General features: G+C 69.7%; 22 protein-coding genes. 7 read left to right on the forward strand and 15 right to left on the reverse strand.

The window, feature by feature from the left end:
- Positions 1–9: 9 nt before the first annotated feature.
- The 4 genes from BKH28_RS10825 to uppS all read right to left on the reverse strand — a co-directional run bounded on the left by BKH28_RS10825 (position 10) and on the right by uppS (position 4,117).
- Entirely contained in the window at positions 10–435 is a 426-nt protein-coding gene (locus BKH28_RS10825; protein ID WP_075418808.1) for a helix-turn-helix domain-containing protein, read from the reverse strand.
- Positions 436–499: 64 nt separating this feature from the next.
- Entirely contained in the window at positions 500–2,080 is a 1,581-nt protein-coding gene (locus BKH28_RS10830; RefSeq protein ID WP_178388871.1) for a DEAD/DEAH box helicase, read from the reverse strand.
- Positions 2,081–2,260: 180 nt separating this feature from the next.
- Positions 2,261–3,196 carry an EamA family transporter gene (locus tag BKH28_RS10835; protein ID WP_081380125.1) on the reverse strand — a complete coding sequence of 312 codons (936 nt, stop codon included), beginning with the start codon at positions 3,194–3,196 and terminating at the stop codon, positions 2,261–2,263.
- Positions 3,197–3,289: 93 nt separating this feature from the next.
- A complete protein-coding gene (uppS, locus tag BKH28_RS10840; protein ID WP_075418810.1) occupies positions 3,290–4,117 on the reverse strand; it encodes a polyprenyl diphosphate synthase in 828 nt (275 codons plus the stop codon).
- A 368-nt stretch (positions 4,118–4,485) separates the two neighbouring features.
- Here uppS and trhA point away from each other — a divergent pair, with 368 nt between their 5' ends.
- The 5 genes from trhA to BKH28_RS10860 all read left to right on the forward strand — a co-directional run bounded on the left by trhA (position 4,486) and on the right by BKH28_RS10860 (position 9,461).
- Positions 4,486–5,196 (forward strand): PAQR family membrane homeostasis protein TrhA, encoded by a 711-nt coding sequence (gene trhA, locus BKH28_RS10845; RefSeq protein WP_075418811.1) that lies wholly within the window; start codon positions 4,486–4,488, stop codon positions 5,194–5,196.
- A 334-nt stretch (positions 5,197–5,530) separates the two neighbouring features.
- Positions 5,531–6,016, forward strand: coding sequence for a GreA/GreB family elongation factor (locus BKH28_RS10850; protein ID WP_075418812.1), 486 nt, complete (start codon positions 5,531–5,533; stop codon positions 6,014–6,016).
- A 320-nt stretch (positions 6,017–6,336) separates the two neighbouring features.
- Positions 6,337–7,530 (forward strand): hypothetical protein, encoded by a 1,194-nt coding sequence (locus BKH28_RS13585; protein WP_178388872.1) that lies wholly within the window; start codon positions 6,337–6,339, stop codon positions 7,528–7,530.
- 332 nt (positions 7,531–7,862) lie between these two features.
- Positions 7,863–8,579 carry a peptide-methionine (S)-S-oxide reductase MsrA gene (msrA, locus tag BKH28_RS10855; RefSeq protein WP_075418813.1) on the forward strand — a complete coding sequence of 239 codons (717 nt, stop codon included), beginning with the start codon at positions 7,863–7,865 and terminating at the stop codon, positions 8,577–8,579.
- 153 nt (positions 8,580–8,732) lie between these two features.
- On the forward strand, positions 8,733–9,461 hold the full coding sequence (locus tag BKH28_RS10860; protein WP_075418814.1) for a hypothetical protein: 729 nt from the start codon (positions 8,733–8,735) through the stop codon (positions 9,459–9,461).
- Positions 9,462–9,563: 102 nt separating this feature from the next.
- Here the strand turns inward: BKH28_RS10860 and BKH28_RS10865 are convergent, their stop codons facing one another.
- The 5 genes from BKH28_RS10865 to BKH28_RS10885 form a co-directional block, all read right to left on the reverse strand.
- Entirely contained in the window at positions 9,564–10,514 is a 951-nt protein-coding gene (locus BKH28_RS10865) for a hypothetical protein (RefSeq protein ID WP_075418815.1), read from the reverse strand.
- Positions 10,515–10,713: 199 nt separating this feature from the next.
- Positions 10,714–12,669, reverse strand: coding sequence for an ABC-ATPase domain-containing protein (locus BKH28_RS10870; RefSeq protein ID WP_075418816.1), 1,956 nt, complete (start codon positions 12,667–12,669; stop codon positions 10,714–10,716).
- Between the two features lie 144 nt (positions 12,670–12,813).
- Entirely contained in the window at positions 12,814–13,368 is a 555-nt protein-coding gene (locus BKH28_RS10875) for an NADPH-dependent FMN reductase (protein ID WP_075418817.1), read from the reverse strand.
- 212 nt (positions 13,369–13,580) lie between these two features.
- Positions 13,581–15,146 (reverse strand): threonine ammonia-lyase, biosynthetic, encoded by a 1,566-nt coding sequence (gene ilvA, locus BKH28_RS10880; protein WP_178388873.1) that lies wholly within the window; start codon positions 15,144–15,146, stop codon positions 13,581–13,583.
- A gap of 34 nt (positions 15,147–15,180) precedes the next feature.
- Positions 15,181–16,080 (reverse strand): LysR family transcriptional regulator, encoded by a 900-nt coding sequence (locus tag BKH28_RS10885; RefSeq protein ID WP_075418819.1) that lies wholly within the window; start codon positions 16,078–16,080, stop codon positions 15,181–15,183.
- Between the two features lie 79 nt (positions 16,081–16,159).
- Between BKH28_RS10885 and BKH28_RS10890 the strand changes: the two genes are divergently transcribed.
- Entirely contained in the window at positions 16,160–17,185 is a 1,026-nt protein-coding gene (locus BKH28_RS10890) for an aldo/keto reductase (protein ID WP_075418820.1), read from the forward strand.
- Positions 17,186–17,375: 190 nt separating this feature from the next.
- Positions 17,376–17,909 carry a DUF4242 domain-containing protein gene (locus BKH28_RS10895; RefSeq protein ID WP_075418821.1) on the forward strand — a complete coding sequence of 178 codons (534 nt, stop codon included), beginning with the start codon at positions 17,376–17,378 and terminating at the stop codon, positions 17,907–17,909.
- Positions 17,910–18,035: 126 nt separating this feature from the next.
- Here BKH28_RS10895 and BKH28_RS10900 read toward each other — a convergent pair whose 3' ends face one another.
- The 6 genes from BKH28_RS10900 to BKH28_RS10925 form a co-directional block, all read right to left on the reverse strand.
- A complete protein-coding gene (locus BKH28_RS10900; RefSeq protein ID WP_075418822.1) occupies positions 18,036–19,772 on the reverse strand; it encodes an ABC transporter permease subunit in 1,737 nt (578 codons plus the stop codon).
- 5 nt (positions 19,773–19,777) lie between these two features.
- Entirely contained in the window at positions 19,778–21,331 is a 1,554-nt protein-coding gene (locus BKH28_RS10905; protein WP_075418823.1) for an ABC transporter substrate-binding protein, read from the reverse strand.
- Between the two features lie 62 nt (positions 21,332–21,393).
- Positions 21,394–22,335: an ABC transporter ATP-binding protein gene (locus BKH28_RS10910; RefSeq protein ID WP_075418824.1), complete on the reverse strand. Its 942-nt coding sequence runs from the start codon at positions 22,333–22,335 to the stop codon at positions 21,394–21,396.
- Complete coding sequence (locus BKH28_RS10915; RefSeq protein ID WP_075418825.1) at positions 22,332–23,183, reverse strand: ATP-binding cassette domain-containing protein; 852 nt, start codon at positions 23,181–23,183, stop codon at positions 22,332–22,334. The genes BKH28_RS10910 and BKH28_RS10915 overlap by 4 nt, the downstream gene beginning before the upstream one ends.
- Positions 23,184–23,264: 81 nt before the next feature.
- Positions 23,265–25,151, reverse strand: coding sequence for a dihydroxy-acid dehydratase (gene ilvD, locus BKH28_RS10920; protein ID WP_075418826.1), 1,887 nt, complete (start codon positions 25,149–25,151; stop codon positions 23,265–23,267).
- Between the two features lie 237 nt (positions 25,152–25,388).
- Entirely contained in the window at positions 25,389–25,901 is a 513-nt protein-coding gene (locus BKH28_RS10925; protein WP_334070533.1) for a YjdF family protein, read from the reverse strand.
- Between the last annotated feature and the right edge of the window lie 115 nt (positions 25,902–26,016).

Consider the following 26,016-nt stretch of genomic DNA (forward strand, 5'->3'; position numbering starts at 1 on the left):
GATAGGGGTTCAGCGCGGGAGCGCGGCGTCGGACACGACCCAGTTGCGCCCGACCTTTCTGCCGGGCAGGCGGCCGGAGGTAATACGGTCGCGCACCGCCTGCGGAGTGATCCCGAGCCGGATGGCGGCCTCGGACACGCCTACGAACTCGACATCATCGATCTTCAGGCCCTCGCGGCGGTCCCACATCCGGGTAGGGATGACCTCGATCCCCACCAGGTCCCCGATCTGCGCCGCCAGAGCACTGGCCGTGGACACGGCCTGGGCCAGCGTGTGGGCCGGCAGGGTGATGACGGCATTGAGGGCCCCGGGGCATGCGGGTGCGTCCCCAACGGCGGGGTGATAGTCGGCCAGGGCCTCCATGAGGTCGTCGATAGCGTCGTCGCCCTCGACAGGACGGTTCGCGTGAATCGTGAGCGTGGCGTTGTAGTCCACAGTCCCCCCAAATACTTTGCTTACACCAAAATTGTTTCACTTGAACTTGGTGCGTCGCAAGCCGTCAGGCGGGACTGCCCTGACCGCCCGTGACCCCGCGACCACGGGAGCCGCGACCACGACCACCGCCGCTGCGGCCGCCCCGACCGGAGGACTGCCCGGAAACCCGCTCGCCGCTTCCGCCGCGCCGCTTCGCACCGCGCCCACTGTTCCCAGCGTTCCCGCCGCGCCCACCGTGCGCTCCCCCGCCGCGACCTCCACGGCCGGCGCGACCGGACCGACCGCGCCCCGCTTCTCCGTGACCGTGTCCCGGCCGCCCGGTGGAGGCCCGGCCACTGGGGCTACCGCCCTTGATGGCCACGCCCTCGGGCATGTCCTCCAGCGCGACGGCCTCGGCGACCTGCCCCACAAGGGCGTCCACGGCGTCGTCGTCGGGCCGGATGCGCTCGATGTCCGCACGAATCCGCGCCTTCTTGAGCAGGACCTGAACATCGTGCTTCTGCTCGGGCAGGACGAGGGTGATGACGCTGCCGGCGGCCCCGGCGCGGGCGGTGCGGCCCGAGCGGTGCAGGTAGGCCTTGTGCTCGGCGGGCGGGTCGACGTGGACCACGAGCTCGACGCCGGAGACGTCGATCCCCCGGGCGGCGATGTCGGTGGCGACCATGACGTGGACCTGCCCCGCGGAGAAGGCCCGCATGGCGCGCTCGCGCGCCTTCTGGCTCATGTTGCCCTGCAGCTCGACGGCGGGGATCCCGGCCTGGACGAGCTTGCGGGCCAGGCGCCGGGCGAGGTGCTTGGTGCGGGTGAACAGGATGCGCTGCCCCTCCCCGGAGGCCAGGCGCCGCACGATGCCGTCCTTGGCGGTCTTGTCCGCGACCATCCACACGCGGTGGGTCATGGCGTCCACGGACGAGGTCGAGGGGTCCACGGAGTGCTGCAGCGGGTTGTGGAGGAACTCCTTGACCAGGGTGTCCACGCCGTTGTCCAGGGTGGCGGAGAACAGCAGGCGCTGGCCGCGCTGCGGGGTGGCGCGCAGGATGCGGCGGACATTGGGCAGGAAGCCGAGATCGGCCATGTGGTCGGCCTCGTCCAGGACGGTGATCTCGACCTCGTCGAGGCTGACGAGTCCCTGTCCCATGAGGTCCAGGAGCCGGCCGGGGCAGGCGACGACGACGTCAACGCCCGCCTTGAGGGCCTTCTCCTGGGGCTTGGCGGAGACCCCGCCGAAGATGGTGGTCACATCCATGTCGACGACGCGGGCCAGTGGCTCGATGACCTCGGCGATCTGGAGGGCGAGCTCGCGGGTGGGCGCCAGGACCAGGCCGATGGGGTGGCCGGGGCGGGCCTTGTCCTGCTGCGCCAGGCGCTGGACCAGCGGCAGGCTGAAGGCCAGGGTCTTGCCCGAGCCGGTGCGGCCACGGCCGAGCACGTCGCGTCCGGCGAGGGTGTCGGGCAGGGTGGCGGCCTGGATGGGGAAGGGCGCGGCGAAACCGCGGGCGTCGAGGTCGGCGGCGAGGTCGGAGTCCACGCCGAGGTCGGCGAAGGTGGTCTCACCCGCGGCCGGAGTCTTTCCAGAGGCGAAGCGGTGTGAGGCGGAGGTGCGGTGTGCGGCCACGAGGATCCTGTCGGTTGGGACCGCGAGCACGCCGGCGCGTGTCGCTGGCAGCGTGCGCGTCGGTGCGTGAGGTGCCGGCGTATGCGGTTCGACGGCGCAGGGCGTCAGGTGAGTCGACGCGCGCCGGGACCGGGGCACCAGCCAGGCCGGGCGGTGCCCGGACCAGGGAGCCATCCTGCCCGAGATCCCACCACGCCCCAAGGACCCCTCTCACACGCGCGTGGGGCGCGGCGCGCGGCCGTCCGCGCTGGCCAGGGCAACGGCCACCGACACCAGCCCGAGGCCGGCGACCTCCCAGCCGCTGGGCAGCTGGCCCAGCACCGCCACTCCCACCAGCATCGACGTCGCCGGCATGAGCGAGGACAGGAGCGCGAAGGTATCCGCCCCAAGGCGTTTGAGCACCACTTGATCGAGCCCGTAGGGCACCGCGGTCGACAGCAGCCCAACCCCCAGTGCCATCGCTGCCGCCCTCACCGATGTCAGGGCAGCCGCCGCCGTGCCGACGGCGAAGGGAGCGTAGACCAGCGCGCCAAACACCATGCCCACAGCGAGCGAGTCGACTCCGGCCCCGGACGAGGCCACCCGCCGCCCCAGAAGGATGTATCCCGCCCAGGCCGCACCGGCCGCCAGCGCGAGCACGACCCCCGCCCTCTGACCCGGCTCACTCAGGTCGACGCCGAGCCCGGAGATGCACACGACTCCCAGGAGCGCCAGCAACGCGGCCAAGCGCGGTCGCCACCCGCGCCCCGTGAGGGCAGCGACGGCGACCGGCCCGAGGAACTCCAGGGAGACGACCGTCCCCAGCGGGAGCAGTGAGATCGCCGCATAGAAGATGACGTTCATGGTGGCTGTGGCCGCCCCGAAGGCGGCCGCCAGCACCAGAGCCTGACGCGTCCAGCTCCGGCGCCACGGTCGTCGGAGCGCCAGGAGCACGACGGCGCCCACCACCAGGCGCCACCAGGCCACTGCCGTCGAGGGCATGAGCGAGAACAGTGAGACGGCCAGGCCCGCTCCGAGGTACTGGGAGAAGGCGGAGGCGACGAAGACCAGCGGCGCCGGGACCCTTCCCGCCACCGCTCTGCCCACAGCACGTGCGCCTGCGCTGCTGCCCAGGCCGCGGGGCGGGTGGGATTCACCGCTCGTCACGCCCGTATTGTCACCTGCGCTGCAGCTCCTTCACACGCCCCCCCCTCCACGGTTTCAGCGCGGCGCACCCGGCACGGGGGTCGTCCGGCCCGACTACCTGCCCAGGCGGCGCTCCCGGCTGGCGAAGTCGCGTAGCGCCCGTAGGAAGTCCACGCGCCGGAAGGCCGGCCAGTTGACCTCGCAGAAGTAGTACTCGGAGTGCACCGACTGCCACAGCAGGAACCCGGAGAGCCGCTGCTCGCCCGAGGTGCGGATGACCAGGTCGGGGTCGGGCTGGCCCTTGGTGTAGAGATGCTCGGTGATGTCCTCCTCACTGAGTGAGGCGGCCACCTCCTCCAGGCTCGCCCCGGCGGCGGCCCGCTCGCGCAGCAGCTCGCGCACGGCGTCGGCGATCTCCTGACGGCCCCCGTAGCCGACGGCGATGTTGACCTGCATGCGCCGGTCCTCGACCTCGGTGGCCTTGGCGGCATCGCCCGCCGGCCCACCTGGCTCAGATGCCTCAGCGCTCGCGGGCCGGGAGCGGACGACGGCGGCGCGCAGGCGCTCGGCCAGCGGCTCGGGCAGGAGGTCGACGGCGCCCACGAGCCGCAGGCTCCAGCGACCGGTCTCGGCGAGCTCGTCGACGGCGTGGGCGATGATGTCCAGCAGGGGTGAGAGCTCGGCCGGGTCACGGGAGAGGTTGTCGGTGCTCAGCAGCCACAGGGTGACGACCTGGACCCCCATCTGCTCGGCCCACCCGAGGAACTCCTCGATCTTGTCCGCACCGCGCTTGTGGCCCTGCGCGGCCCCGAACCCCATGGACTTGGCCCAGCGCCGGTTGCCGTCGAGGATGACACCCACGTGGTGGGGCACCGTGGCCGGGTCGATGCGCGCAGCCAGCCGGCGCTCGTAGATGTCGTAGAGGAGGTTGTCGCCTGCCATGCCGTATTCCTCAGGGCTCCTCGGTGGGGTTGATGGGGGGGCGGGGCCCGACGGCTCGGGGCCACCTCCAACGCTATCGCGCGATACCCCTCCTGCGCTGGACGAGCCTGCTAACAGCCGAGTCAAATCCGGCCATCAGGTTCGCCCAGGGTTGCCGGGGCACAACAGAGGCATGCGAGGACACGCGACCGCACCGGCTCGGACGACGACGTCCGAGGGACCTGCTGACACACGCGACCGTGGCGCCCCCGTCACATCGTCGCCCGGACCGCTACCACCGAAACCTACGCTCACGTAACCTACGGAGTCGTAAGGTTCAGGATCGACCCCGAGCTCAGCCCACACCACCCAGAAGGACGCTCACGCCCATGTCACCGACATCGCCATCGACGCCACCGGCCTCGCGTCGCTCCGCGTCCACGAGCGCCAAGGGCGTCATGGCCGCCGTCAAGCCCAGGCTGCGCGGATGGATCCACGCCGGCACAGCGCCACTGGCCCTGGCGGCCTGCATCGTGCTGACGGTGCTGGCGCCGGGAGCGGACCTGAAGTGGGCCTGCGCCATCTACCTGACGTGCTCGCTGCTGCTGTTCGCCAACTCCGGCGTCTACCACATCGGCACCGGGCACTGGCCCGCGAAGGTGGCGGCCACGCTGCGGCGGATCGACCACGCGAACATCTACCTGCTCATCGCCGGCACCTACACGCCCCTGTCGGCGGCGCTGCTGCCGACGCGCACGGCCACCCTGGTCCTGGGGATCGTGTGGGCGGGGGCAGCGATCGGCACGGCCACGAACCTGCTGTGGATGCACGCTCCGCGCTGGTTCACCACCGCCCTCTACGTCATCCTGGGCTGGGTGGCGGTCTGGTTCCTGCCGCAGTTCTGGCGGGCGGGCGGCCCCGCGATCGTGTGGCTGCTGGTGGCCGGCGGCGTGACCTACACGCTGGGCGCCGTCGTCTACGCCCGTAAGACGCCCGATCCCTTGCCGCACTGGTTCGGCTTCCACGAGATCTTCCACGTGTGCACCGTGGCCGCATGGGCCTGCCAGTGCGTGGCCTGCTTCCTGGCGGTTCTGCGCTAGAGGGGACAGGCCGGTCGGGAGGCGGCCACCGAGTCCACCAGGTCCAGCGCACGGGCCGCCACGCCGTCGAGCCTCCCACTTTGCCCGCTGAGTCTCCCGGCCCCCCGCGACGACGTCAATCAGGCGGGCCGGCACGGATTCACCCGCCTCGCCGCCCGACCGCAGCCCCGGAATATTCCAGCACCTTTCGCCAACTACACAGCATCCCCTCAGGCTGCGGCGTAGACTCGCGCTTCAAACCCGGTCGGCCCTACGAGGAGCCGCCGGGTGTCGTCGTCGCAAGGTGACCCGAACGGCTGCCGAGCGACCAGCACCAGTCATCCAAGGAGGACCCATGTCCGAGCAGTCACAGGGCACCTGGCTCACCCAGGAGGCCTACGACCGGCTGTCCGCCGAGCTCGAGCACCGCAAGACGACCGAGCGCAAGGAGATCGCCCAGCGCGTGGAGGCGGCCCGCCAGGAGGGTGACCTGCGGGAGAACGCCGGCTACCACGCCGCCCGCGAGGAGGCGGGGCTCAACGAAGCACGCATCATCCAGCTCGAGGAGACCCTGGAGAACGCCCAGATCGGCGATGCGGCCGACGACGGCTCGGTCTCGGCAGGCACCATCGTCACCGCGAAGGTGGCCGGCAAGGAGCAGGTCTTCGCCCTCGGCGGCCAGGAGATCACCGAGGACGTGCCCGACGGCGTCAAGGTCTTCTCCCCCGACGCCCCGCTGGGCCAGGCCCTCATGGGGCACCGCGCGGGCGACACCGTCTCCTACGAGGCCCCCACGGGCCGGGAGATCAAGGCCGAGATCGTCAAGGTCGAGCGGGTCTGAACCTCTTTTCCACTGAGCCGGGCATTTCTCGCGCAGCCCCACCGAATTTCCGTTGGGCACCGAGAGAAATGCCCGGCTCATCACTTCATCCCCTCAGGTCGCCCAGAAAGACCAATCCGGTAAATTACCGAGGCCTCTTTCCAGGAATCGAAGGTAAGGCGCGACACACCCCCCTGAAAGCCAACCAAAACGCCAGAACCCCCCATACTCACACAAGCGCCCTTAGGGTGGTATGACACAAAACTAAGCCACCTAACATTTAGCCGATTTCAGCAGATCACACCCATAATCACCTTAACTTGCTATAAGAGAGTCACGCAATGCCTATTGTAGAATACACAAGCGACAGAAATCTACCTCACATCAATAGTCATGGAGCTGAAGACTTCTCACCTCTCGACGTCCTCCTGCATTCAATAGCAGTTGGCAATCCCAGCATTTTCGCAGCTCACAATTATTCACGTCCACTTGAAAATATATTGCTGCGCATTGCATACATCTACAACGGAATAGATTTACGGAATCAGAATTCAAACTCATGGTTTCGACAGAGTTCATACTTTCCAGCACTCGACGGCAGTGAAAAAACACCGATTAGTTACACTCTCGGCATGACACAATGCTCAATGATGGCAGAGCGTCTATTTAATGCTGCGGTTACCGTTCATCTAGATGCTGTGTACAATTTACTGACCGGGACTGGCATCCCTAGGGGTTGTGCACGACCCGATCTCTTAGCTTACACAACGACCCCCAGAAGCCCTCACGACCCTTGCAAACTCATCATGGAAGCAAAGGGACGTAGCGGGGGATACAGTTCTACAGATATCACAGAGGCAAGCAGACAGTTTTCTAGCATCCCGCAGACTATCGCCAAGATTGCAGGCAATGCACAGGAAGTGATATCCATTTCACACTTTGCATACACCAAATTATTTTGGAGGAACCACTTAACAGCACCCCACGTCAGCCGCAGCAACCCCGGCGGTCCTGGAGGTCCCAGCAACCCCGGCGGCCCCGGCAATCCTCGTAACTCCGGCGGTCCTGGAGGTTCTAGCGGCCCCGGCAAGCCCGGTGTCCCCAGCAGCCCCAGCGACCCCCGCAAAAACCTACCCTCATCTTCCAGACTAGACAGAACTAGCGACAGGAATATCTATCAAGACGACCCGGAGTTTGGCGGCTTACTACTTATTGCACAACTACTTCCATTCTCTCACACCATCTCAAATTCCTCGCACGAACGACAGCACTCACTGTCAAACACCCCCTATATCACCGGATCAATAATCCCTGGGACAGACTACTACGTAGGACTTCCGGCGGAGCTGAATGCTCTTCTGAAGACGATCGACGGCCCGTTAGAACACCTCAAGGCGCGCGAAAAGCTCACAACCAGAGCTTGGAGTATCCTACAAAACACCCACATAGGCGAGGCTAAGTCAATCATTGAAGCAAGAGGTTATGACGCAACCGCCACGAGATCGGGGTTAATTTTCGCCCAAGCATCATCTTGAAATAGCCACCCCCTGTTTAAGCAATCATTTTCGCGGTTGAGATAGTGCAGGGGGCTGACAAACAAATTGATGGAGACGCGCTAGCCCTGGATCACTGGAATCCGTACCGTTCAGGAGATAATTTTATTACGTCAGGCTACGACCGTCGGCGGGTTCCAGAACTTCCTCGACTGGCGCGAGAGGGCCTTCACCCAGCTGGGGCTGACCAGCTGCGGGCCGGAGTCGTCACCGAGCGCCTGACTGACACCCGCACCCGTACCTCCACCCCAACCGCTCCTCGCGGTCAGTGAAGCGCGGGCGGGAATAGGGACCTCGCGCAGTACCGTGTCCTCATGTTCAACGCCCTTCGTCACTCGCTCAGCGGATCGGCGCCGGCCGGCCGTGAGACACCGGTCCTGCCCGTTCCCGGAGACCACCCGGTACTGGGAACGCCCCTGGACGGACCGTGGCCCGAGGGCAGTCGGGTCCTCTACCTGGCGGCCGGCTGCTTCTGGGGCGTGGAGCGAATCCTGTGGCGCCAGGACGGCGTCGTCTCGACGTCGGTCGGCTACATGGGCGGCCAGACACCCAACCCCACGTACCAGGAGGTGTGCACCGGGGCGACCGGTCACGCCGAGACGGTGCGCGTCGTCTACGACCCCACCGTCTGTGGCGAGGGCGGGGAGACCCTGCTGCGGACCTTCTGGGAGAACCACGACTCCACACACCTGAACCGTCACGGCAACGACGTCGGCACCCAGTACCGCTCGGCGGTGTGGACGACCACACCCGCCCAGCACGAGGCGGCCGTGCGGATTCGCGAGGCCTTCCAGGGCGAGCTGACCCGGCTGGGCCTGGGCACCTGCGTGACCACCATTGAGGACGCGGCGGATGCTCCGGCCGAGTTCGGCGGCCCCTACTACCTGGCTGAGGACTACCACCAGGCCTACCTGCACAAGAACCCGAACGGCTACTGCAACCACGGCCCCAACGGGGTGACCTGCCCGGTCGGCATCACGGACCTGCCCGCCCAGACCGACGTCCTGGCCCCAGAAGACACGCCGTCCTGACAGCGTCACCCCAGCCTTTCAAACGTCAATCATCAGCGTTCTCACACGTTGCCTTGAGACGCTGTCCCCCGGCCGCCGGCCAGCACTCCCAGCCTCGAGCGCCCGCGACCGCCTGACCTGTTTTCCCTGCGCACCACAGGAGGCTCAACCCCGATGAGCAGCCAGCAGACGAGCACCCCGTCGGACCGGTCTCCGGCAGAGGTGGACTCGGAGATCCACTGGTCTGAGGACAGGGACTTCCAGTGGCGCGCCGCGACCGAGCTGCTCATCGCCATGGGGGTTCCGCGCTCCACCGCCCGTCTCACCGGCGACCTGCGCACCTCCATCGCGCACCTGGAGGAGGTCGACGCGCGCCTGCCCCGCGACGGCAAGCCCCTGCCGGAGGCCGACCGCCTCACCCGCAACAATGCCGTGGACGACGTCGCCCGGGTCATCCTGCCGCTGGCGCACGCCGCCCTGGAGCGGATCCGGGCCGAGGAGCTGCGCACTGAGGTCGTCGGCGTCGACTACGACGCCCTGTGCGACGCCGTCGAGCAGCTCGAGGCCACCTACCGCGCCGGCTGGTGGCGCGCGGCCGAGAGGGAGGGCGCCGACTTCTTCCTGCGTGAGGTTGAGGCCCTCAACCGCCTCAACGTCGCGCCAGTCCGGGCCAACTGGCGCGACGCCGGCAAGATCGTGAGCATCCTGCGCCAGATGCCCGTCTCGACACTGCGTCGCGTGGCCCGAACGAGCAACCCCATGGCGCTGCGACTCATGGTGCTGTTCAACCTCCAGGCCGGCTACCGCGACGGCCGCTTCGACAAGACCATCTCGATCCCCCGCCTCATCCACACCCGCACCAGCGAGTACCGCACCGAGTACCGCACCGGCTCAGCCGCCTAACGCGAGCCACGCAGCCACTACCAGCTCACTCACCAACAAAAACTTCAGAATCGACGCGGCTCCGGGTCTTTTTTAAAGTTTTGGTCGAAGTGAGGGAGGGGCTCACCAGCGTCGGCCAGTGGGCCTGACTCCCGCAGCGGCCAGTCGCCGCAGCATCTGCGCACCGGTATCGCCCCAGGCCTGCGCCCACGTCCAGCGGGCCACCGTCAGACCCGCGGCCCGCAGCGCGTCCTCCCGGAGCTTCTCACGCCACACAACATCCTCCGGGTCCTGCCCGAAGGAGGCCGACCGGTACTTGACCCGACCATCGAACTCGCCGGCCACCTCGAGGTCCGGCCAGTAGTAGTCCAGGATGTAGAACTCCTGCCCGACCCGCACACTCACCTGCAGCTCCGGCTTGGGAAGACGGTGCTCCCACATGCGGACACGGGACATGGACTCGCCCGGCGACTCGGAGCGGCCGTCGGCCAGGCGCACGGCCTGCCGAGCGCGGGGGCCACCACGGGCCGTCGCAGGCAGACGCTCCAGCGCCTCCTCCAGGGAGTCCGCGGAGCACAGTCCGTTGTGCAGGGCCGCGTCCATGGCGGCAACCCCCGCCATCACTCCACGCCACCGAGCCAGGTCAATAAGCGAGTCCGGCAGCGCGACGGCGAGATGCCCGCCCACCCTGACGACCTCAGTGCCGCGGCGCCGGACGTGGCGCCTCAGCAAGGAGGTCCGCACCCGCCCGGGACGCCCATCCACGACCTCCACCCTGCGCAGGACCGCCCCCACCAGCGGCAGCCCATAGGCGGCGACGGCGGAGGCGCCAGCCAGCACCAGGTCCTCGCCGTACTTCCGGTGCGCCGCCTCGAGCAGCAGCTCGTAGCGCTCCATCCACGGAGCCTCCTGCCAGGCCGAGCGGAGCGCGTAGACGCCCGCGGCGACTCGCAACCAGTCGTGACTGAGATCCGGGCGCGCGCACGCGGCGCCGTCGAGGCCGGTCTCGTTCCATAGGAGCGGATGCAGGGCGCCGCCGTCGGACATGGGAAGGGAGGAGATCGAGGTGGTCATCCCCCTATGCTGCCCGCGGCACTCCGACGCTCACCCGGAGCACTTACCTTCCTGTGGAAACAGGAGGTCAACGGCGCCCTTGTGGACACCGGCCTCGTGGATCACTTCGACCGAATCTTCAGAAACGACCCGGAGCCGCGTCGTTTGTGAAGTTTTTGTTGAAGTGCGGGTGGGAGGCCAGCGGTCAGTGCTCGCTCCGTCAGTCCTCGCCGGGCCGGCCGGCCAGCTCGAGCTTGCGGTAGCGGCTGACGGCCGCCCCGACGTCGACCATGCGGGGGCGCACGAGGAAGGCGGGGCGCTCGCGCTCGTCGGTCAGGGCGTCCAGGCCCTCCTCATCGAGCAGGGCCTCGAGGTCGTCCAGGCACTCGCGCAACGGGGAGACCCCGTCGAAGCGCTGCTCCAGCAGGGCGCGCAGGGCGTGGGCGATGGCCTCGGCCTGCCCGGGGTCGGAGACGCCGCCGACGTCGGAGATGTCGATCTCCTCCCGGTCCAGGACGAGGGTGGAGGTGCCCTGGGCGCGGGTGCGCACCGGTCCACGGCGGGTGCGCGGCGGGGCGGGCTCGGGGACGCGCTGCCGAGGCGCGGCGAAGTCCTCCAGGCCGGTCAGGGGCCGGGGCTGGTCGGCCACGACCCGGCGGGCCTCCTCGGTGACGTCACGCAGGTGGTAGGCGTCCATGAGCAGGACCCGGTCGGCCACGTCCAGGTAGTCCCCGGAGCCGCCCATGACCATGACCGTGGAGACGCCCCGCCGGCGGAACAGCGCGGTGATGCGGTCCACCAGGGGCGTGATGGGCTCGCGGTCGGCGGCCACCAGCTCACGCATGCGCGAGTCGCGGATGAGCAGGTTCGTGGCGGAGGTGTCCTCGTCCAGCAGCAGTGCGGTGGAGCCGGCCTCGACGGCCTCGATGATGGAGGCGGCCTGGGAGGTGGATCCCGAGGCGTTGCGGGTGGTGAAGGAGGCGGTGTCGCGCCCGGCCGGCAGGTGGGAGATGAAGGGGGTCAGGTCGACGCCGGTCACGGCGCGCCCGTCGGCGGCCCGCACCTTGACGGCGTCGGGGACCGTGGCGACGAGCTCGCGCCCGTCCCCGGGCATGTGCGGGTAGACGCCGCGCTCGATGGCGCTCAGCAGTGTGGACTTGCCGTGGTAGCCGCCTCCGACGATGACGTTGACGCCCGCCTCGACGACGGTGCCGCGCACCGTCCCGACGTGCGGGAGCTCCACTGTGGCGGCCATGGACTCGGGGGCCTCGAGGGGGACGCCGCCGTCCAGGGGCTCGTCGCTCACCCCGGAGCGGCGCGGCAGGACGGAGCCGTCGGCGAGGAAGGACACCCAGCCGTTGCGGGCCACCGTCGCGCTCAGGGCCCGGTGGTCCTCGAGGGTGGCGATGTGGCGCACGAGCCGGTCGCCCCGCTCGCCGGTGAGGTCCATGGCCTCCTCCAGCTCGCGCACGAGGTCGCGCCCCACGATCCGGGAGGCCTCGTGACCCTGGATGGAGCGGCCCTGGGCGGGCAGGGCCAGACGGGCACGGACCTCCAGGATCCAGCCGGCCCCCTCCTTCTTCTCGTCGGGGCGCACGACGATGCTGGAGCGCTGCAGGATCTCCTGGCCCGGAGAGGCGATGGACAGCGCCGTGCCGCGGAATCCGGCGTGCAGCTCGCGGGTGAGGAAATCGCCCACGGCCAGGCGCCGGTCGACGTCGGCCAGCAGGTCGGCCTCATCGAGCAGCTCCAGTCCGTGCAGGTCGGTGGGCACGTCCACGTGAATGCGCGTGGGCGGGGCGTAGGGGTCGGCCTGGACGCGGTCGATGTGCAGGAACCAGCCGGCGGGTGCCCGGTAGCGTCCGACGATCGCCTTGTAGGCGGCGTAGGAGCGTCCATCGAGGGTGTGGAGGTGGCCGATGAGGTCTGCCAGGAGGCCGTCGCGGGGCTCGTCGTCGTAGACGCGGCGCGAGCGGCCGCGCTCGCGATCCCGGTAGCCGCGGTCTCCTCGGTAGCCGCGGTCACCTCCGCGACCGCCACCCGAGCCGCCCCGGTAGCCACCACGGTAGCCGCGGTCGCCTCTGTCACCACCGCCGGAGCCTCCCTGGCAGCCACGCTCGCCGTGTCCGCCTCTGTCGTCCCGGCGGGAACCGCCTCGCTCGCTGCGCTCAGTCATGGGGAAACCCTACCCACCCGCCGAAGCGCGCCCCGGCAGCCGCAGCACGAACGACGTCGCCGCCGGGGCACCCGCAGGTACCGCCGACGGCGACGTGGTGGATTGGCGTCCTCCGACTCAGCCGGACAGCCGGGTTCCGAGTCCTCAGCGCAGGGAGGCCAGGGCGTCGGAGTGGGCGACGACGTCGCGCACCATGGCCGGCACCTCGGCGTCGTGGAAGGAGGCCGGCGAGAAGGCGCCGTCGGCGAAGTCGGTGTTGAGCGACAGGAACACGTTGGAGGCCACGACGGTGGCACCCATGCCCTGGAGGATCTGCTGAAGGTGGCTGACGGCGCGGATGCCGACGCTGTAGGAGTAGCCGACCACGCCCACGCCCTTGTTGGCCACGGCGCCGGGCTGGAGGAAGTCGATGGCGTTCTTCAGCGCGCCGGGGATGGAGAAGTTGTACTCGGGGGTGACGAAGATCAGCCCGTCGAAGGACTTCAGGGCCGCGTCGAAGGCGGCGCCGGCCGGGTCGCTGGGGACGGCCATGCGCGGGGGGAGCTCCTCGGCGAACAGGGGCAGGTTGAAGGAGGCGATGTCGACGATCTCGGCCTCGACGCCCTCGATCTTGTTGGCCTGGTCAACCACCCACTGGGCAATGGAGCCACCCACACGGTTGGGGCGAACGGAACCGACGACGACTGCAAGACGGGTCATTTTATTTCTCCTGGTCGAGATGAGCCGGGTCGGGGTCAGCGTCAGGCGGAGACTCCTATGGCATGCCCGGCCGCGACAAATGGTGTGCCGATAACCTTATGGGAGTTTCAACAGAAACAGCGAGCCCTTATTGCATGATACCTGCCACAGCACATCTCAACCCTTTCCCACCTTTCCGGTGATGACGGGTGGAGCCATAGGTTTTTCACGGATTATCGAGCCAGGAAGAAGCGGAAGGCGGGGTCGGTGGTCTCCTCGTTGTAGGAGTAGCCGAGCCGGTCCATGTGCTCGGTCAGCTCGACGTCGTCAGGCCCGGCCGCGAAGGCGCACAGGATGCGGCCGTAGTCGGCGCCGTCGGTGCGGTAGTGGAACAGGGTGATGTTCCAGCGGGTGCCCAGCACCTCCAGGAAGTGGGCCAGCGCCCCGGGAGACTCGGGGAAGAGGAAGGAGAAGAGGCGCTCGGGCACGCCCGGGGTGGCACGCCCGCCGATCATGGAGCGCACGTGGACCTTGGCGAGCTCGTCGTCGGTGAGGTCGATGACCTCGTAGCCGGCCTCCTCCAGGTCCGCCACGATCTCGGCGCGCTCCTGGCGGCGGGCAATGCGCACGCCCACGAAGATGCGGGCGGGGTCGGTGTCGGTGCGGGCCGCGGAGAGACGGTAGTTGAACTCGGTGACCGAGCGGCCCCCTAGGACCGAGGCGAAGCGCAGGAAGGAGCCCTGCTCCTCGGGGATGGTGACCCCGAGGATGGCCTCGCGCTGCTCACCGATCTCACTGCGCTCGGAGATGTAGCGCAGCTGGTGGAAGTTGAGGTTGGCGCCGGACAGAACGAAGGCGAGGCGCTCGCCGGACAGGTGGTGCTCGGCGACGTAGCGCTTGAGGCCCGCCAGGGCCAGGGCGCCGGAGGGCTCGGAGATGGCGCGCACGTCGTCGAAGATGTCGCGCACGGCGGCGGAGGTCTCGTCGGAGGAGACGGTGACGACGTCGTCGAGCAGGGCCCGGCACATACGGAAGGTCTCCTCGCCGATGCGGCGCACGGCCACTCCTTCGGCGAACAGGCCCACGTGGTGCAGGGTGATGGGCTCACCGCCCAGCAGGGCGGCCTTGAGGCAGGCCGACTCCTCGTGCTCGACGCCGATGACCTTGATCCCGGGCATGAGCTGCTTGATGAGGACGGCGACGCCGGCCGCCAGTCCGCCGCCCCCCACGGGTACGAAGACGCGGTCGAGGTGGGCGTCCTGCTGGATGAGCTCCAGGCCGATGGTGCCCTGGCCGGCAATGACGCGGGGATCGTCGAAGGGGGCGATGTAGGAGTAGCCCTCGACCTCGGCCAGACGGGTGGCCTCGGCCTTGGCGGCGTCGAAGTTGTCCCCGTGGAGGCGGACCTCGCCGCCCAGGGCGCGAACGGCGTCGACCTTGATCTGGGGGGTGACGGTGGGCATGACGATGATGGCGCTCATCCCCAGCAGGGCGGCGGAGCGGGCCACGCCCTGGGCATGGTTGCCGGCCGAGGCGGTGACGACGCCGCGCTCGCGCTCGGCCGGGCTCAGGGAGCGCATGGCGTTGTAGGCGCCGCGGATCTTGAAGGAGTGGACGGTCTGGAGGTCCTCGCGCTTGACCTCGACGGTGTTGCCCAGGCGGGCCGACAGGGTCGGCATCTCCTGCAGGGGCGTGTGCTCAGCCGCCTCGTAGACGGGGGCCTTGAGGATCTCCCGCAGGTAGCGGGCGCTGTCCCAGGCCGGGGTTCCGTTGCTGCTGACGCTGTCGAGCTCATTCACGAGTGACAGCGTAACGGGCAGGCCGCAGTCAAGCTCAAGCCGACGCTGGCGCACCTGCCGTACGTGAGGCAGAACGCGCAGCCGTCAGCTCATCGACGAATCGGGCGATGGGCGGGGCCGCGTCCGACGCCGATATCGCGGCGATCGGCGGATGCGGAGGAAGCCCCGGGATGTCATAGACCTGAACGTCCGGCCCCTCCTTCTCCACAGCCGACTGCGCGATCAGCGCGCACCCCAGGCCGGCCGCCACCATCTCACGGATACTGGCCGGACTGTGCGTCTCGAACTCCACCCGCGGCACCGCATCGACCGCGCTGAATGCTGTGTTCAGCAAACGCCGCAGTCCACTGTCCGAGGACAGGCACACGAACGGTTCGTCCGCCACATCGGCCAACGACCTCACTCGTCGAGCAGTCGATAACGGGCTGATGAGGACCAGCCGTTCGTCCGCGATCTCGGTGCGACGAGTTCCTTCCTGCTCCCAATGCTCCACCACAGGGCCGACAACGACATCGACCCGTCCTCGATGGAGCTCTTCGAGCAGGTCGGCGATGAGCCCGGTACGCAGCGACACCGTGACTCCCGGATACCTCAGCCGGAACCGGCCGATCGTACTCACGAGGTCGAACCCGCCCAGGAGCGACGTCGCAGCCACTCGGACGTGCCCCACGGACACGGACCGGAAGGCGCGCACGGCCCGCTCCCCCTCATCAAGACTCGCCAGGGCTCGACGCACGTATGGCAGGAAGGACTCCCCCGCGGCACTGAGGGACACCGGCCGGGCGCGGTGCAGCAGCGTCACTCCCAGCTCCAGCTCCAACCGCTTGATATGGGCGGAGACGACCGGCTGAGCCAGGTGGAGGTCGGTAGCCGCCCTGGTGAACCCACCGCACCGCACGATCGCCTCAAATGACCGCAGATATCGCAGTTCCACCTCGCCATATTAAATCGATATGGTAAGCATGTGAACTCAGTCTTGGACGTATAGAAGTCCAGATACCTACCGTTCAGGTATGACATTCATCAAATCCGCAGACACCACAACCCACCATCTGGGCGCCCTGGAAACCTCCGCGCTGGGACTCGGCTGCATGGGCCTGTCCCAGGGGTACGGTCCAGCCGACGACGGGGAGTCCCTGGCCGCCATCCATGCAGCCCTCGATTCCGGCATCACGATGCTCGACACCGCCATGAGCTACGGGCAGGGCCACAATGAGGAGATCGTCGGCCGAGCCGTCTCCACCAGCGGCATCGCACGCGACAGTCTTCAGATCGCCACGAAGCTCGGTATCGTCCGGCGCGAGGGCGGGGTCCAGCTGGATGCTCATCCCAGCCGCATCGCCTCCTACTGCGACGCATCGTTGCGCCGGCTGGGACTGGAGACCATTGACCTGTACTACCTGCACCGCGTGGACCCGCAGGTTCCGATCGAGGAGTCCATCGCAGCCATGGCTGACCTGGTCGCTCAAGGCAAGGTCCGCCATCTCGGGGTATCAGAGGTGACGCCCGAGGAGCTCAGGCGCGCTCACGCCGTTCACCCCATCGCAGCAGTGCAGATGGAGTGGTCGCTCATGTGGCGCGAGCCGGAGCTCAGCATCGTGCCCGCTGCCCGGAACCTCGGAGTCGGCCTGGTGCCGTACAGCCCTCTGGGCCGCGGGCTGCTCAGCGGGCGAATCGATGCCACCACCGTTGCCGACAGCCCATTCCGGGTGAACGACCCCAGGTTCAACGGCGGTCATCTCAGTGCCAACCTGACTCAGGTCGAGGCCCTCACTCACCTCGCAAGGTCCTGGGACATGACGACGGCCCAGGTCGCCCTCGCGTGGCTACTGTCCCAGGGCGACGACGTCGTCCCCATCCCTGGAACGCGTAGATCGGACCGGGTGAGGGAGAACGCCTCAGCCATGTCCTCCCGGCTCACAGCGGAGAACTTGGAGAAGCTGAACTCGGCCGTTCCAGCCGACGCGTGGGAAGGTGACCGAAGGTCCTTCGCCGTCCCCGTCACAGCTCGGTCGACACCTCACCTGGGCGAGAGATGAGGACGCACGGTGACTATTCGTGCATCGCCCCTCGTGCCCCGAGACGGCGCTGAGTGGCGACGCGTCCGCACGCGGTGCTCACCCCGCGGTGTGTCCGCAGAGCGAGCAGGTCCTTGGCCCACCGGAGCCGGCGGGAATAATTCGGATGGACCGAAAGGTTGGTACGCACACCCTACGGAAAGGAGCCGCCATGTCGCTCCAGCTCTTCGAGCTCGTCCCCACCACCCCGTCGCGTGAGGCCGCCGAGGCCCTCATCGCCCAGGTCTCTCAGGCCGTTGAGGCCGCCGGCGCCTCCGTCCTGGAGTCGCAGGTCACCGCCAGCCACGAACGCATCTTCACCATCGTCGAGCTCACCTCCGACGACGTCACCGGCCTGACCGAGGCCGTCCGGTCCGCTGCTGCCGACGCCGAGGTCACCGGCCCCGACGAGGTCCGCCTCGTGGGCGCCGAGCTGGAGGACGTGCGCGCCCTGGCCCGCAAGGCCGACTACCTCGTGGAGTGGGACATCCCCGAGGAGATCTCCATGGAGACCTACCTGGCACGTAAGAAGGCCAACTCCCCCAAGTACGCCCAGGTGCCGGAGGTGAGCTTCCTGCGCACCTACGTGCGTGAGGACACGGTCAAGTGCCTGTGCTTCTACGACGCCCCCGACGAGGAGGCCGTGGTGCGCGCCCGTGAGGCCGTCTCCACCCCGATCGACCGCCTCCACGCCCTGGAGGGCTGAGGTCCCGATCAACCGATGAGGCGGGCGCCAACCCATAGCGCGGTTGGCGCCCGCCTCATGTCCTGTTCCCGACGGCGCAGCCCCTTCGCGCCTCGCCGGAGCCGCTGCCGCGAGGTCCCAGGGGTCTCAGCGCCGCATGCTGCGGGAGGCGGCGACCGACGTGATCGACAGGACCACAAGGGCGGCGGCGGGCGTGGCCACGGCCCAGGGTGCCCGTTCGATGTAGGGCAGTGCGTCGGACAGGACCAGCCCCCACTCGGGTGTGGGACTCTGGGCACCCAGGCCCAGGAATCCCAGGGCCGCCAGGGCGAGGGCCTTGCCGGGCAGCCTCAGGGCCGCGTGGCGCGCCAGGGGGCCGACGACGGCGGGCAGGACCCGGGTCAGGGTGATCCGCACACGCCCCTCCCCCAGGACCGGGGCGAGGAGGACGTCGGGACGTTGCCGGTTCTCGGCGACGAGCCCGGCGGCGTGGGAGGCCAGGGGCGCCCAGCCGACGCAGGCCACGGCGATGGCGGCGCCCGTGGCGCTGGGCCCGGATACGCCGGCGACGATGAGCCCGGCCAGGATCGGCGGGGCGGCGTTGGCCACCTCGATGAACCCCGTGGCGGCCCGCGGCGCCAGCCCCACCAGCATGGCGATGACGAAGCACACGACCGTGACGACGACGGCGCCGCTCACGGTGGATACGGCCCCGTGAGCCACGCGCGCCAGGACGTCGCGCCCGAGCGAGTCGGTGCCCAGTGGAAGGGCGGCGCTGGGCTCGGCGAGCTTGTCCGCGACGACGGCGTAGGGGTCGCGGCGGATCCCGACAGCCGCCATGAGGGCCAGCAGGGCGGCGCCGCTGACGGCGATGACGCGGGCGGCCCGCCCCGGGTGCTCCACGGGGGGCGGGGCCGTCAGTCCGCCCGCCCCGGCGGCCCGCCCCATGAGGAGGCGCCGGGCCGCTCCGGCGATGACGCCGGCGGCGAGCGCCAGGGCGAGCAGCAGCAGGATCTGGGCCTGGAGCGCCGGCACGTCCTGGGCGGAGGCGGCGTCCAGGAGCTCGCGCCCCAGCCCGGGGATGGCGAAGATCTTCTCCACGGCGACCGCGCCGCCGGTCAGGGCGACGACGACGAGCGCCACCTGTCCGGTCAGTGGCGCCAGGGCCCGCCGCAGGACGGCTCCGGCCAGGGTTCGGCCGCGGATGCCGGCGGTGGACCAGGTGGCCACCCACCGTTCGGAGAAGGTGGCGGTGACGGCGTCGGAGACGAGTCCACCGAGGTAGCCGCCGGTGGGCAGGCCCAGGCTGAGGGCCGGCATGATGACCTTCTCGGGGCTGCCCCACCCGAAGGGCGGCAGGATCCTGAGGTAGACGGCCAGGACGAGCATGAGGATCGGGGCCAGGAGGTACTCGGGCAGGGAGATGAGGACCGCGGAGGCGGCGCCGCCGCGAGGCCGGGGGCGCCCTCGCAGTCCGTCGCGCATGGCGGGCAGGACCAGGGCGGCGGCAACGACGACTCCGACACCGAGCGCGGCGGCCATGAGGCTCAGGGAGACCCCGAAGGCGTCGACGGCGTCCGGTCCGACATCGGCCCCCGAGACCCAGGAGCGCCCCAGGTCGCCGCGGGCCACCCCGGCCAGCCAGTGCCCGATGACGTGCAGGGGGCCGCCGTCGATCCCGATGCTCTGGCGGATGGACTCCAGGACCTCCGGTGTGGGCTCCCGGTCGGAGGAGGTGGCGCGCAGGATCGTCAGGGCCGGGTCCTTGCCCGAGAGCCACGGCAGCATGCCCACCAGGCCGACGAGGCAGGCCAGGGCGAGCAGGCGCGAGATGCCGGTGACAAGGTCACCCGTGCGCAGGCGTCCGGCAACCTGGGTGAGCACGCCGCTCACTTCTTCACGGTCGTGGCCGAGGTGATGAGGGCGCGCTCGCCCGGGTCGCGCTCGGCGCCGGAGACCCCGGCGGCCTCGCCCTGGATGACGCGCTCGTGGGCCAGCGGGATGGCAGCGCCGGAGGCGAGGATGGCCTGCTCGGCGGCCATGACGGCCTTGCGGCGCTCGTCGCCGGGTTCCGTGGCGGCGGCCTTGGAGATGGCGGCATCGACCTTCTCATCGTGCAGGCCGCTCATGGAGTAAGAGCCGGAGGAGGAGAAGTCGGCGGTCATGTAGGCGACGGCGTCGCCGGAGTCCAGGACGGTGGAGCGCGACACGAGGACGGCGTGGAACTTGCCGGCCAGGGCCTCGGACTCGATCTGGTTGTACTCGCGCACGTCCTGGGTGACCTTGAAGCCGGCGGCCTCGAGCTGTTGGGCCAGGAGGGGGACCATCTCTCCGAGCTCGGGGCGGTCGGTGTAGGAGGCCAGGGTGATGGCGGTGCCGGCGGGGACGGTCCCGGCGGCGGTGGCGCCGGGGACCTTGCCGGTGGCGGCCGCGCCCGAGGCTCCGGGGTAGGTCTCCTTCTTCCAGGCGCGCAGCTCGGCAGCCCACGGCACGGCCGGCCCCAGGAGTCCGACGGGAGAGTCGGCATGGCCCTCGAAGACGGTCTTGATGAGGGCGGCGGGGTCGACGGCATTGCGGGCGGCGGCGCGCAGGGCGGGGTCGGCGAAGGGGCCGGAGCGGGTGTTGAGGTAGAGGGTGGAGGTGCGCGGGGTGGCTACCTCGTGGAGAAGGTTCTTGTCGATGTTGCCGACCTGGGCGACGGGGACGGCTTCGACGATGTCAGCGGTGTCGGTGCGCAGGGCGTTGGCGCGGGCGGCGCCGTCGGGAACGTAGGTGACGTCGATGCCGGGGGCGGTGGCCTTCGTGCCCCAGTACTTGTCGTTGCGTTCCAGGGTGGCACCGGAGGAGCCGTTGGCCTGCTTGAGGATGAAGGCGCCGGTGCCGTGGCCGACGGGGTCGATGGCGCCGTCGGCGGAACTGGGGTAGGCGGCCGGGGACAGGATGACGAGCTGGGGACTGGACAGGCGCTGCGGCATGAGGGGGTCGGGGGCCGCGGTCGTCAGGAGGAGGTCCTTGCCGTCGGCCTTCGCGGTGAGCTTGACTCCGTCCAGGACGCGCGGCGGCTTGGCCGCGGTGGCGGCGAAGGTGAGGGCGGCGGCCACGTTCTCGGCGCTCAGGGCGGTGCCGTCGTGGAAGGTGACGCCCTCGCGCAGGGTGAGTCGCCAGGTGATCTCGCTCTCGCGCTTCCAGGCGGTGGCGAGCAGCTCCTGGGCATCGCCGTCGGCGTTGAGCGTGGTGAGGCTCTCGGCGCAGGACCACCGGGTGAGCTTGAGGCCGTCGGTGAGTGGGTTGAGCTTGCTCTCGGGGGCGTGGAACATGGCCAGGCGGATACGGCCGTCGCCCGAGGAGCTGCGCGAGCAGGAGGCGATGGCGGCGGCGCCTGCTCCGACGCCGAGAGCGGCGAGGACCTGGCGGCGGGTGACGGCGGGGCTGGGCACGGACATGGATGCTCCTTCGGGCCTGGGTCGGGGTGTCAGCTGTCGGGGTGTCATCGGTCGGGAGGTCGTCAGTCGGTGGCGGCGGTCGGCAGGGTGGGGACGGCGTCACGCAGGGCGCGGGTGGCCGTGTGCGTGGGCTTAGTGAGGAGGCGGCGCATGGGGGCGTCCTCGACGATGGAGCCCTCGTCCATGACCAGGGCCCGCTGGCAGACGCCGGCGACGGCGGCCAGGTCGTGCGACACCACCAGCAGGGCTGGGGCGGGCACGGCGCCGGAACCAGCTGGGGCGGGCACGGCGCCGGAACCAGCCGGGGCGGGCACGGCGCCGGAACCAGCCGGGGCGGGCTCCGGCTCGCCACTCGCGCCGGACTTTGCGGGGGGCTTCTGCTCATCGCTGGTGGCGGCGTCGGGCTCGGCCTCGATGGCCGCAAGCAGGTCGAGGGTCTGGCGGCGCAGGGCGGGGTCGAGCCCGGAGACCGGCTCGTCGAGCAGGAGGTAGCGCGGGGACAGGGCCAGGGCCCGGGCGATGGAGACCCGCTGCGCCTGGCCGCCGGAGATCTCGTGGGGCCGGCTCTCCCATATCTCGCGGCGAATCTCGAGGCTCTCCAGGATCTTCCGGGCCCGACTGACGGCCTCCTCGCGATCGCGGACCACCCCCAGGGTTCTCAGCGGGGTGGTCACCTGCGCCAGCACCGTGCGGCGCGGGTCGAGTGTGGCGGCGGCGTCCTGGGGCACGTACTGCACCGCCCGCCGGAAGGCCCGCAGCGCTCGGGCGCCACCCCGACGTACGGGCTCGCCGTCGAGCAGGATCTCGCCCGTATCTCCCGGGGCTGGGGAGTCGAGCAGCAGCAGGGCGCGCAGCAGCGTCGTCTTGCCGCATCCCGAGCGCCCGATGAGCGCCACGTTCTCCCCCGGCTCCAGGCGCAGGTCCACGCCGCGCAGCACCTCTCGCCGCTCGCCGCCCGGCCCCGGGTGGGAGCGCCTGAGGCCACGGGTCTCAAGTCCGCTCATGCGGCGGCTCCCGCTGCGGCCAGGGCCCCGTCGATGGTTTCCTCGGCGCCGGCCTCGCACATGGCGGCCGTGACCGGATGCTCGGGGCGGGTCAGAACGGCCTGGGTGTCCCCCGACTCGATGATGGCACCGTCGTGGAGGACGGCGATGTTCTCGCAGATCGCGGCGGCGGGCAGGTCGTGGGTGATGAGGAGCAGCGCGGGGGCCTCGGGCAGGCTGGTCAGCGAGCTCAGGAGCCTGAGGATCTCGGCGCGGGCGACGACGTCGAGGGCGGTGGTGGGCTCGTCGGCGATGATGAGGACGGGTTCGACGGCCAGGGCCAGAGCCAGGCTGGCGCGTTGGCGCTGGCCTCCGGAGAGGCGCCCGGGGACACGGTCGGCGAAGGACTCATCGAGCCCGACGGCGTAGAGGTAGTCGGTGGCGCGCTCATCGGCCTCACCCCGGGGATGTCCGGCGGCCTGGGAGGCTAGGGCGATCTGGCGACCGACCGCGATGAGCGGGTGCAGGGCGGTGGAGTGGTCCTGTGCGACAAGGGCGATGCGGCTGCCCCGGGGGCGGCGGGCGGCGGGCAGCCCCAGCAGGTTGGCGCCGCCCGCCTCGCCTCCCACCGCGAAGCTCGCGCGCGGGGCGTTGTCGGGGTCGACGTCGTCGGGCTCAACGGTCAGGGAACCGGTGACCTCCAGTGAGGCCGGGAGGGTGCCCGCGAGCGCGGCGCAGGTGAGGGACTTGCCGGCCCCGGAGGCACCGACCAGGGCGGTGCGGCTTCCGGGGGCGAGGCTGAGACTGACGCCGTTGACCAGCGTCGTGCCGCTGGAGCGCACCACCAGCGATCTGAGAACGATTGTCACATGCAAACCCTAAATGCGAGTGACAACGATTTTCAAATATGCAGTTGGTCAGCACGGGCCGTCGCCGATGGCCCGCTTGGGCTACTTGACGCCGAGGCGCTTGAGGTCGCGCACGGCGCCCAGGTCGGCGCTGGTGGCGAGCATCGCGTAGGCGCGCAGTGCCGCGGAGACCTTGCGGGGCCGGTCCACGTGCGGGGTCCAGGCGTCCTCACCACGGGCCTCCTCCTCGGCCCGGCGGCGCTCGATCTCCTCATCGCTCAGGCGCACGGAGATGGAGCGGCGCGGGATGTCGATGTCGATGATGTCGCCGCTGCGCACGAGGCCGATGAGTCCGCCGGCCGCCGCCTCCGGGGAGACGTGACCGATGCTGAGCCCGGAGGTGCCCCCGGAGAAGCGCCCGTCGGTGAGCAGGGCGCACTCCTTACCCAGGTGCATGGACTTGATGTAGGTGGTCGGGTAGAGCATCTCCTGCATGCCGGGGCCGCCGCGCGGTCCCTCGTGGCTGATGATGACGACGTCGCCGGACGTCACCCGCTTGCCGAGGATCCCGGCGACGGCGTCCTCCTGGGACTCGAAGACGACGGCGGGTCCGGAGAAGGTCAGGATCGACTCGTCGACGCCGGCGGTCTTGACGATGCAACCCTTCTCGGCGATGTTGCCGAAGAGGACGGCCAGGCCGCCGTCGGCGGAGTAGGCGTGCTCGATGTCGCGGATGCAGCCGCCGGCGCGGTCGGTGTCGAGGGACTCCCAGCGGGAGGCCTGGGAGAACATCTCGGTGGTGCGCACGCCGGCGGGGGCGGCGAGGTAGCCGGTGCGGATCTCCTCGCCGACCTGGGAGCCGGGGACGCCGTCGGGGCCGGGGCGGGCGACGTCATAGGCGGCGAGCTCGTCGCCCAGGGTGGTGCGCAGGACGTTGGTGGTGGTGGTCTCCAGCAGTCCGCCGCGGTCGAGCTCGCCGAGGATGCCGATGATGCCTCCGGCGCGGTGGACGTCCTCGATGTGGTAGAGGTTCGTCGACGGCGCGACCTTGGCCAGGTGGGGGACCTTGCGCGAGAGCCGGTCGATGTCGGCCATGGTGAAGTCGACCTCGGCCTCCTGGGCGGCGGCCAGCAGGTGCAGGACGGTGTTGGTGGAGCCGCCCATGGCGATGTCCAGGCTCATGGCGTTCTCGAAGGCGGCCTTGGTGGCGATGGAGCGCGGCAGGACGGAGTCGTCGTCGTGCTCGTAGTAGGCCCGGGTGATCTCGACGATCTGGTAGCCGACGCGCTTGAAGAGCTCGCCGCGGTCGGCGTGGGTGGCCAGCAGGGTGCCGTTCATGGGCAGGGCCAGACCGAGGGCCTCGGTGAGGCAGTTCATGGAGTTGGCGGTGAACATGCCCGAGCAGGAGCCGCAGGTGGGGCAGGCCAGGCGCTCGATGGCGCTGATGGTCTCGTCGGTGACCGTGGGGTCGGCGGCGTCCATCATGGCGTCGATGAGGTCGAGCTTGCGGGTGGTGCCGTCGGCGGCGGTCATCTTGCCCGACTCCATGGGGCCGCCGGAGATGAAGATGGCCGGGATGTTGAGCCGCATGGCGGCCATGAGCATGCCCGGGGTGATCTTGTCGCAGTTGGAGATGCACACGAGGGCGTCGGCGCAGTGGGCGCTGACCATGTACTCCACGGAGTCGGCGATGAGGTCGCGGCTGGGCAGCGAGTAGAGCATGCCGTCGTGGCCCATGGCGATGCCGTCGTCGACGGCGATGGTGTTGAACTCCTTGGCCAGGCCGCCGGCAGCCTCGATCTCGGTGGCCACGAGGCGCCCGACGTCGCGCAGGCCCACGTGCCCGGGGACGAACTGGGTGAAGGAGTTCGCGATGGCGATGATCGGTTTGCCGAAGTCGGAGTCCTTGACGCCGGTGGCGCGCCACAGTGCACGGGCGCCCGCCATGTTGCGGCCGTGGGTGGAGGTGGCACTGCGGTACTGCGGCATGAGCGATTCCTTCTGGGGCAGACGGACTGGAACGGCGTCGCAAGGAGCCGGCCTCAGGGGGATGGCCAGCGCTTCACGACGCCGTGTTGCCATAGCGTAGCCCTCGTTGGCTCCGGGCGCCGCGCCGCTTCCTGTCCCTGAGACACGCTAAGGCCGACCCGGCGCGGTCACGGGCCTCCGTCCTGCGCCCCAAGGGGCCGCCCTCACCGCCGCGATTTGCGGAACAGCGGGCTTGCGTCATCGGCCGCGGTGGCGACGCTTGGCCCGCTCCCGACGACGGGCCCACTCCTCGTCCGCCTTCTGGCGACGACGACGACTCCGGTCACGGGAGGTACGGGTCGCGGTCTCCTCTCGGGCAGCGGCCAAGGCCGCCTGCGCAGCGGTGGATGGGCGCGCCCGAGCTGCCTCCTTGGCGGCCTGCCGGGCGGCGCGCTTGGGGTTGGGGCGGGGAGTCGACGACGAGCCCACCGGCCTGGACGCCGGTACCGGAGGAGAAGCCGCAGCCCGGTCGATGAGGGCCCCGCCGTGAGTCAGGAGGAAGTCGTAGAGCTCGGCATCGCTGGGCTCAGCCCCGAAGACGTGCCGTGCCGCCCGCACCGTGATGGCACGACTGATCGCGTCGCCGCCATGGCGGAGTTCATGGTGCTCGAGGACGCCGACCCAGAAGCGGCCGTCGAAGTAGAGGGTGAACTGGGCTGAGATGCAGGCGAGGACGGTGGACCGGCTGTCAGAGGCGGACATGTTCGACATGGGACTCCTTCGGGTGCGAGTGATCGCACCCGGCGCAGCAGGAGTCCCCGTGGCGACCGATGAACGGCATCCCCGAGGTGACGAACGCCTGGTTGTCGCTTGCCCACGACGAGTT

The organism is Actinomyces oris (assembly GCF_001937665.1).
In the GTDB taxonomy this organism is placed as follows: Bacteria; Actinomycetota; Actinomycetes; order Actinomycetales; family Actinomycetaceae; genus Actinomyces; species Actinomyces stomatis.

Excerpts from the sequence above, each read along its gene's own strand:
- BKH28_RS10870 (WP_075418816.1), bottom strand. The coding sequence starts at position 12,669 with ATGACTGAGCGCAGCGAGCGAGGCGGTTCCCGCCGGGACGACAGAGGC.
- msrA (WP_075418813.1), top strand. The coding sequence starts at position 7,863 with ATGTTCAACGCCCTTCGTCACTCGCTCAGCGGATCGGCGCCGGCCGGC.
- BKH28_RS10890 (WP_075418820.1), top strand. The coding sequence starts at position 16,160 with ATGACATTCATCAAATCCGCAGACACCACAACCCACCATCTGGGCGCC.
- BKH28_RS10850 (WP_075418812.1), top strand. The coding sequence starts at position 5,531 with ATGTCCGAGCAGTCACAGGGCACCTGGCTCACCCAGGAGGCCTACGAC.
- BKH28_RS10865 (WP_075418815.1), bottom strand. The coding sequence starts at position 10,514 with ATGACCACCTCGATCTCCTCCCTTCCCATGTCCGACGGCGGCGCCCTG.
- BKH28_RS10860 (WP_075418814.1), top strand. The coding sequence starts at position 8,733 with ATGAGCAGCCAGCAGACGAGCACCCCGTCGGACCGGTCTCCGGCAGAG.
- BKH28_RS10895 (WP_075418821.1), top strand. The coding sequence starts at position 17,376 with ATGTCGCTCCAGCTCTTCGAGCTCGTCCCCACCACCCCGTCGCGTGAG.
- BKH28_RS10925 (WP_334070533.1), bottom strand. The coding sequence starts at position 25,901 with ATGTCGAACATGTCCGCCTCTGACAGCCGGTCCACCGTCCTCGCCTGC.
- BKH28_RS10910 (WP_075418824.1), bottom strand. The coding sequence starts at position 22,335 with ATGAGCGGACTTGAGACCCGTGGCCTCAGGCGCTCCCACCCGGGGCCG.
- uppS (WP_075418810.1), bottom strand. The coding sequence starts at position 4,117 with ATGGCAGGCGACAACCTCCTCTACGACATCTACGAGCGCCGGCTGGCT.
- BKH28_RS10905 (WP_075418823.1), bottom strand. The coding sequence starts at position 21,331 with ATGTCCGTGCCCAGCCCCGCCGTCACCCGCCGCCAGGTCCTCGCCGCT.
- BKH28_RS13585 (WP_178388872.1), top strand. The coding sequence starts at position 6,337 with ATGCCTATTGTAGAATACACAAGCGACAGAAATCTACCTCACATCAAT.
- BKH28_RS10875 (WP_075418817.1), bottom strand. The coding sequence starts at position 13,368 with ATGACCCGTCTTGCAGTCGTCGTCGGTTCCGTTCGCCCCAACCGTGTG.
- trhA (WP_075418811.1), top strand. The coding sequence starts at position 4,486 with ATGTCACCGACATCGCCATCGACGCCACCGGCCTCGCGTCGCTCCGCG.
- ilvD (WP_075418826.1), bottom strand. The coding sequence starts at position 25,151 with ATGCCGCAGTACCGCAGTGCCACCTCCACCCACGGCCGCAACATGGCG.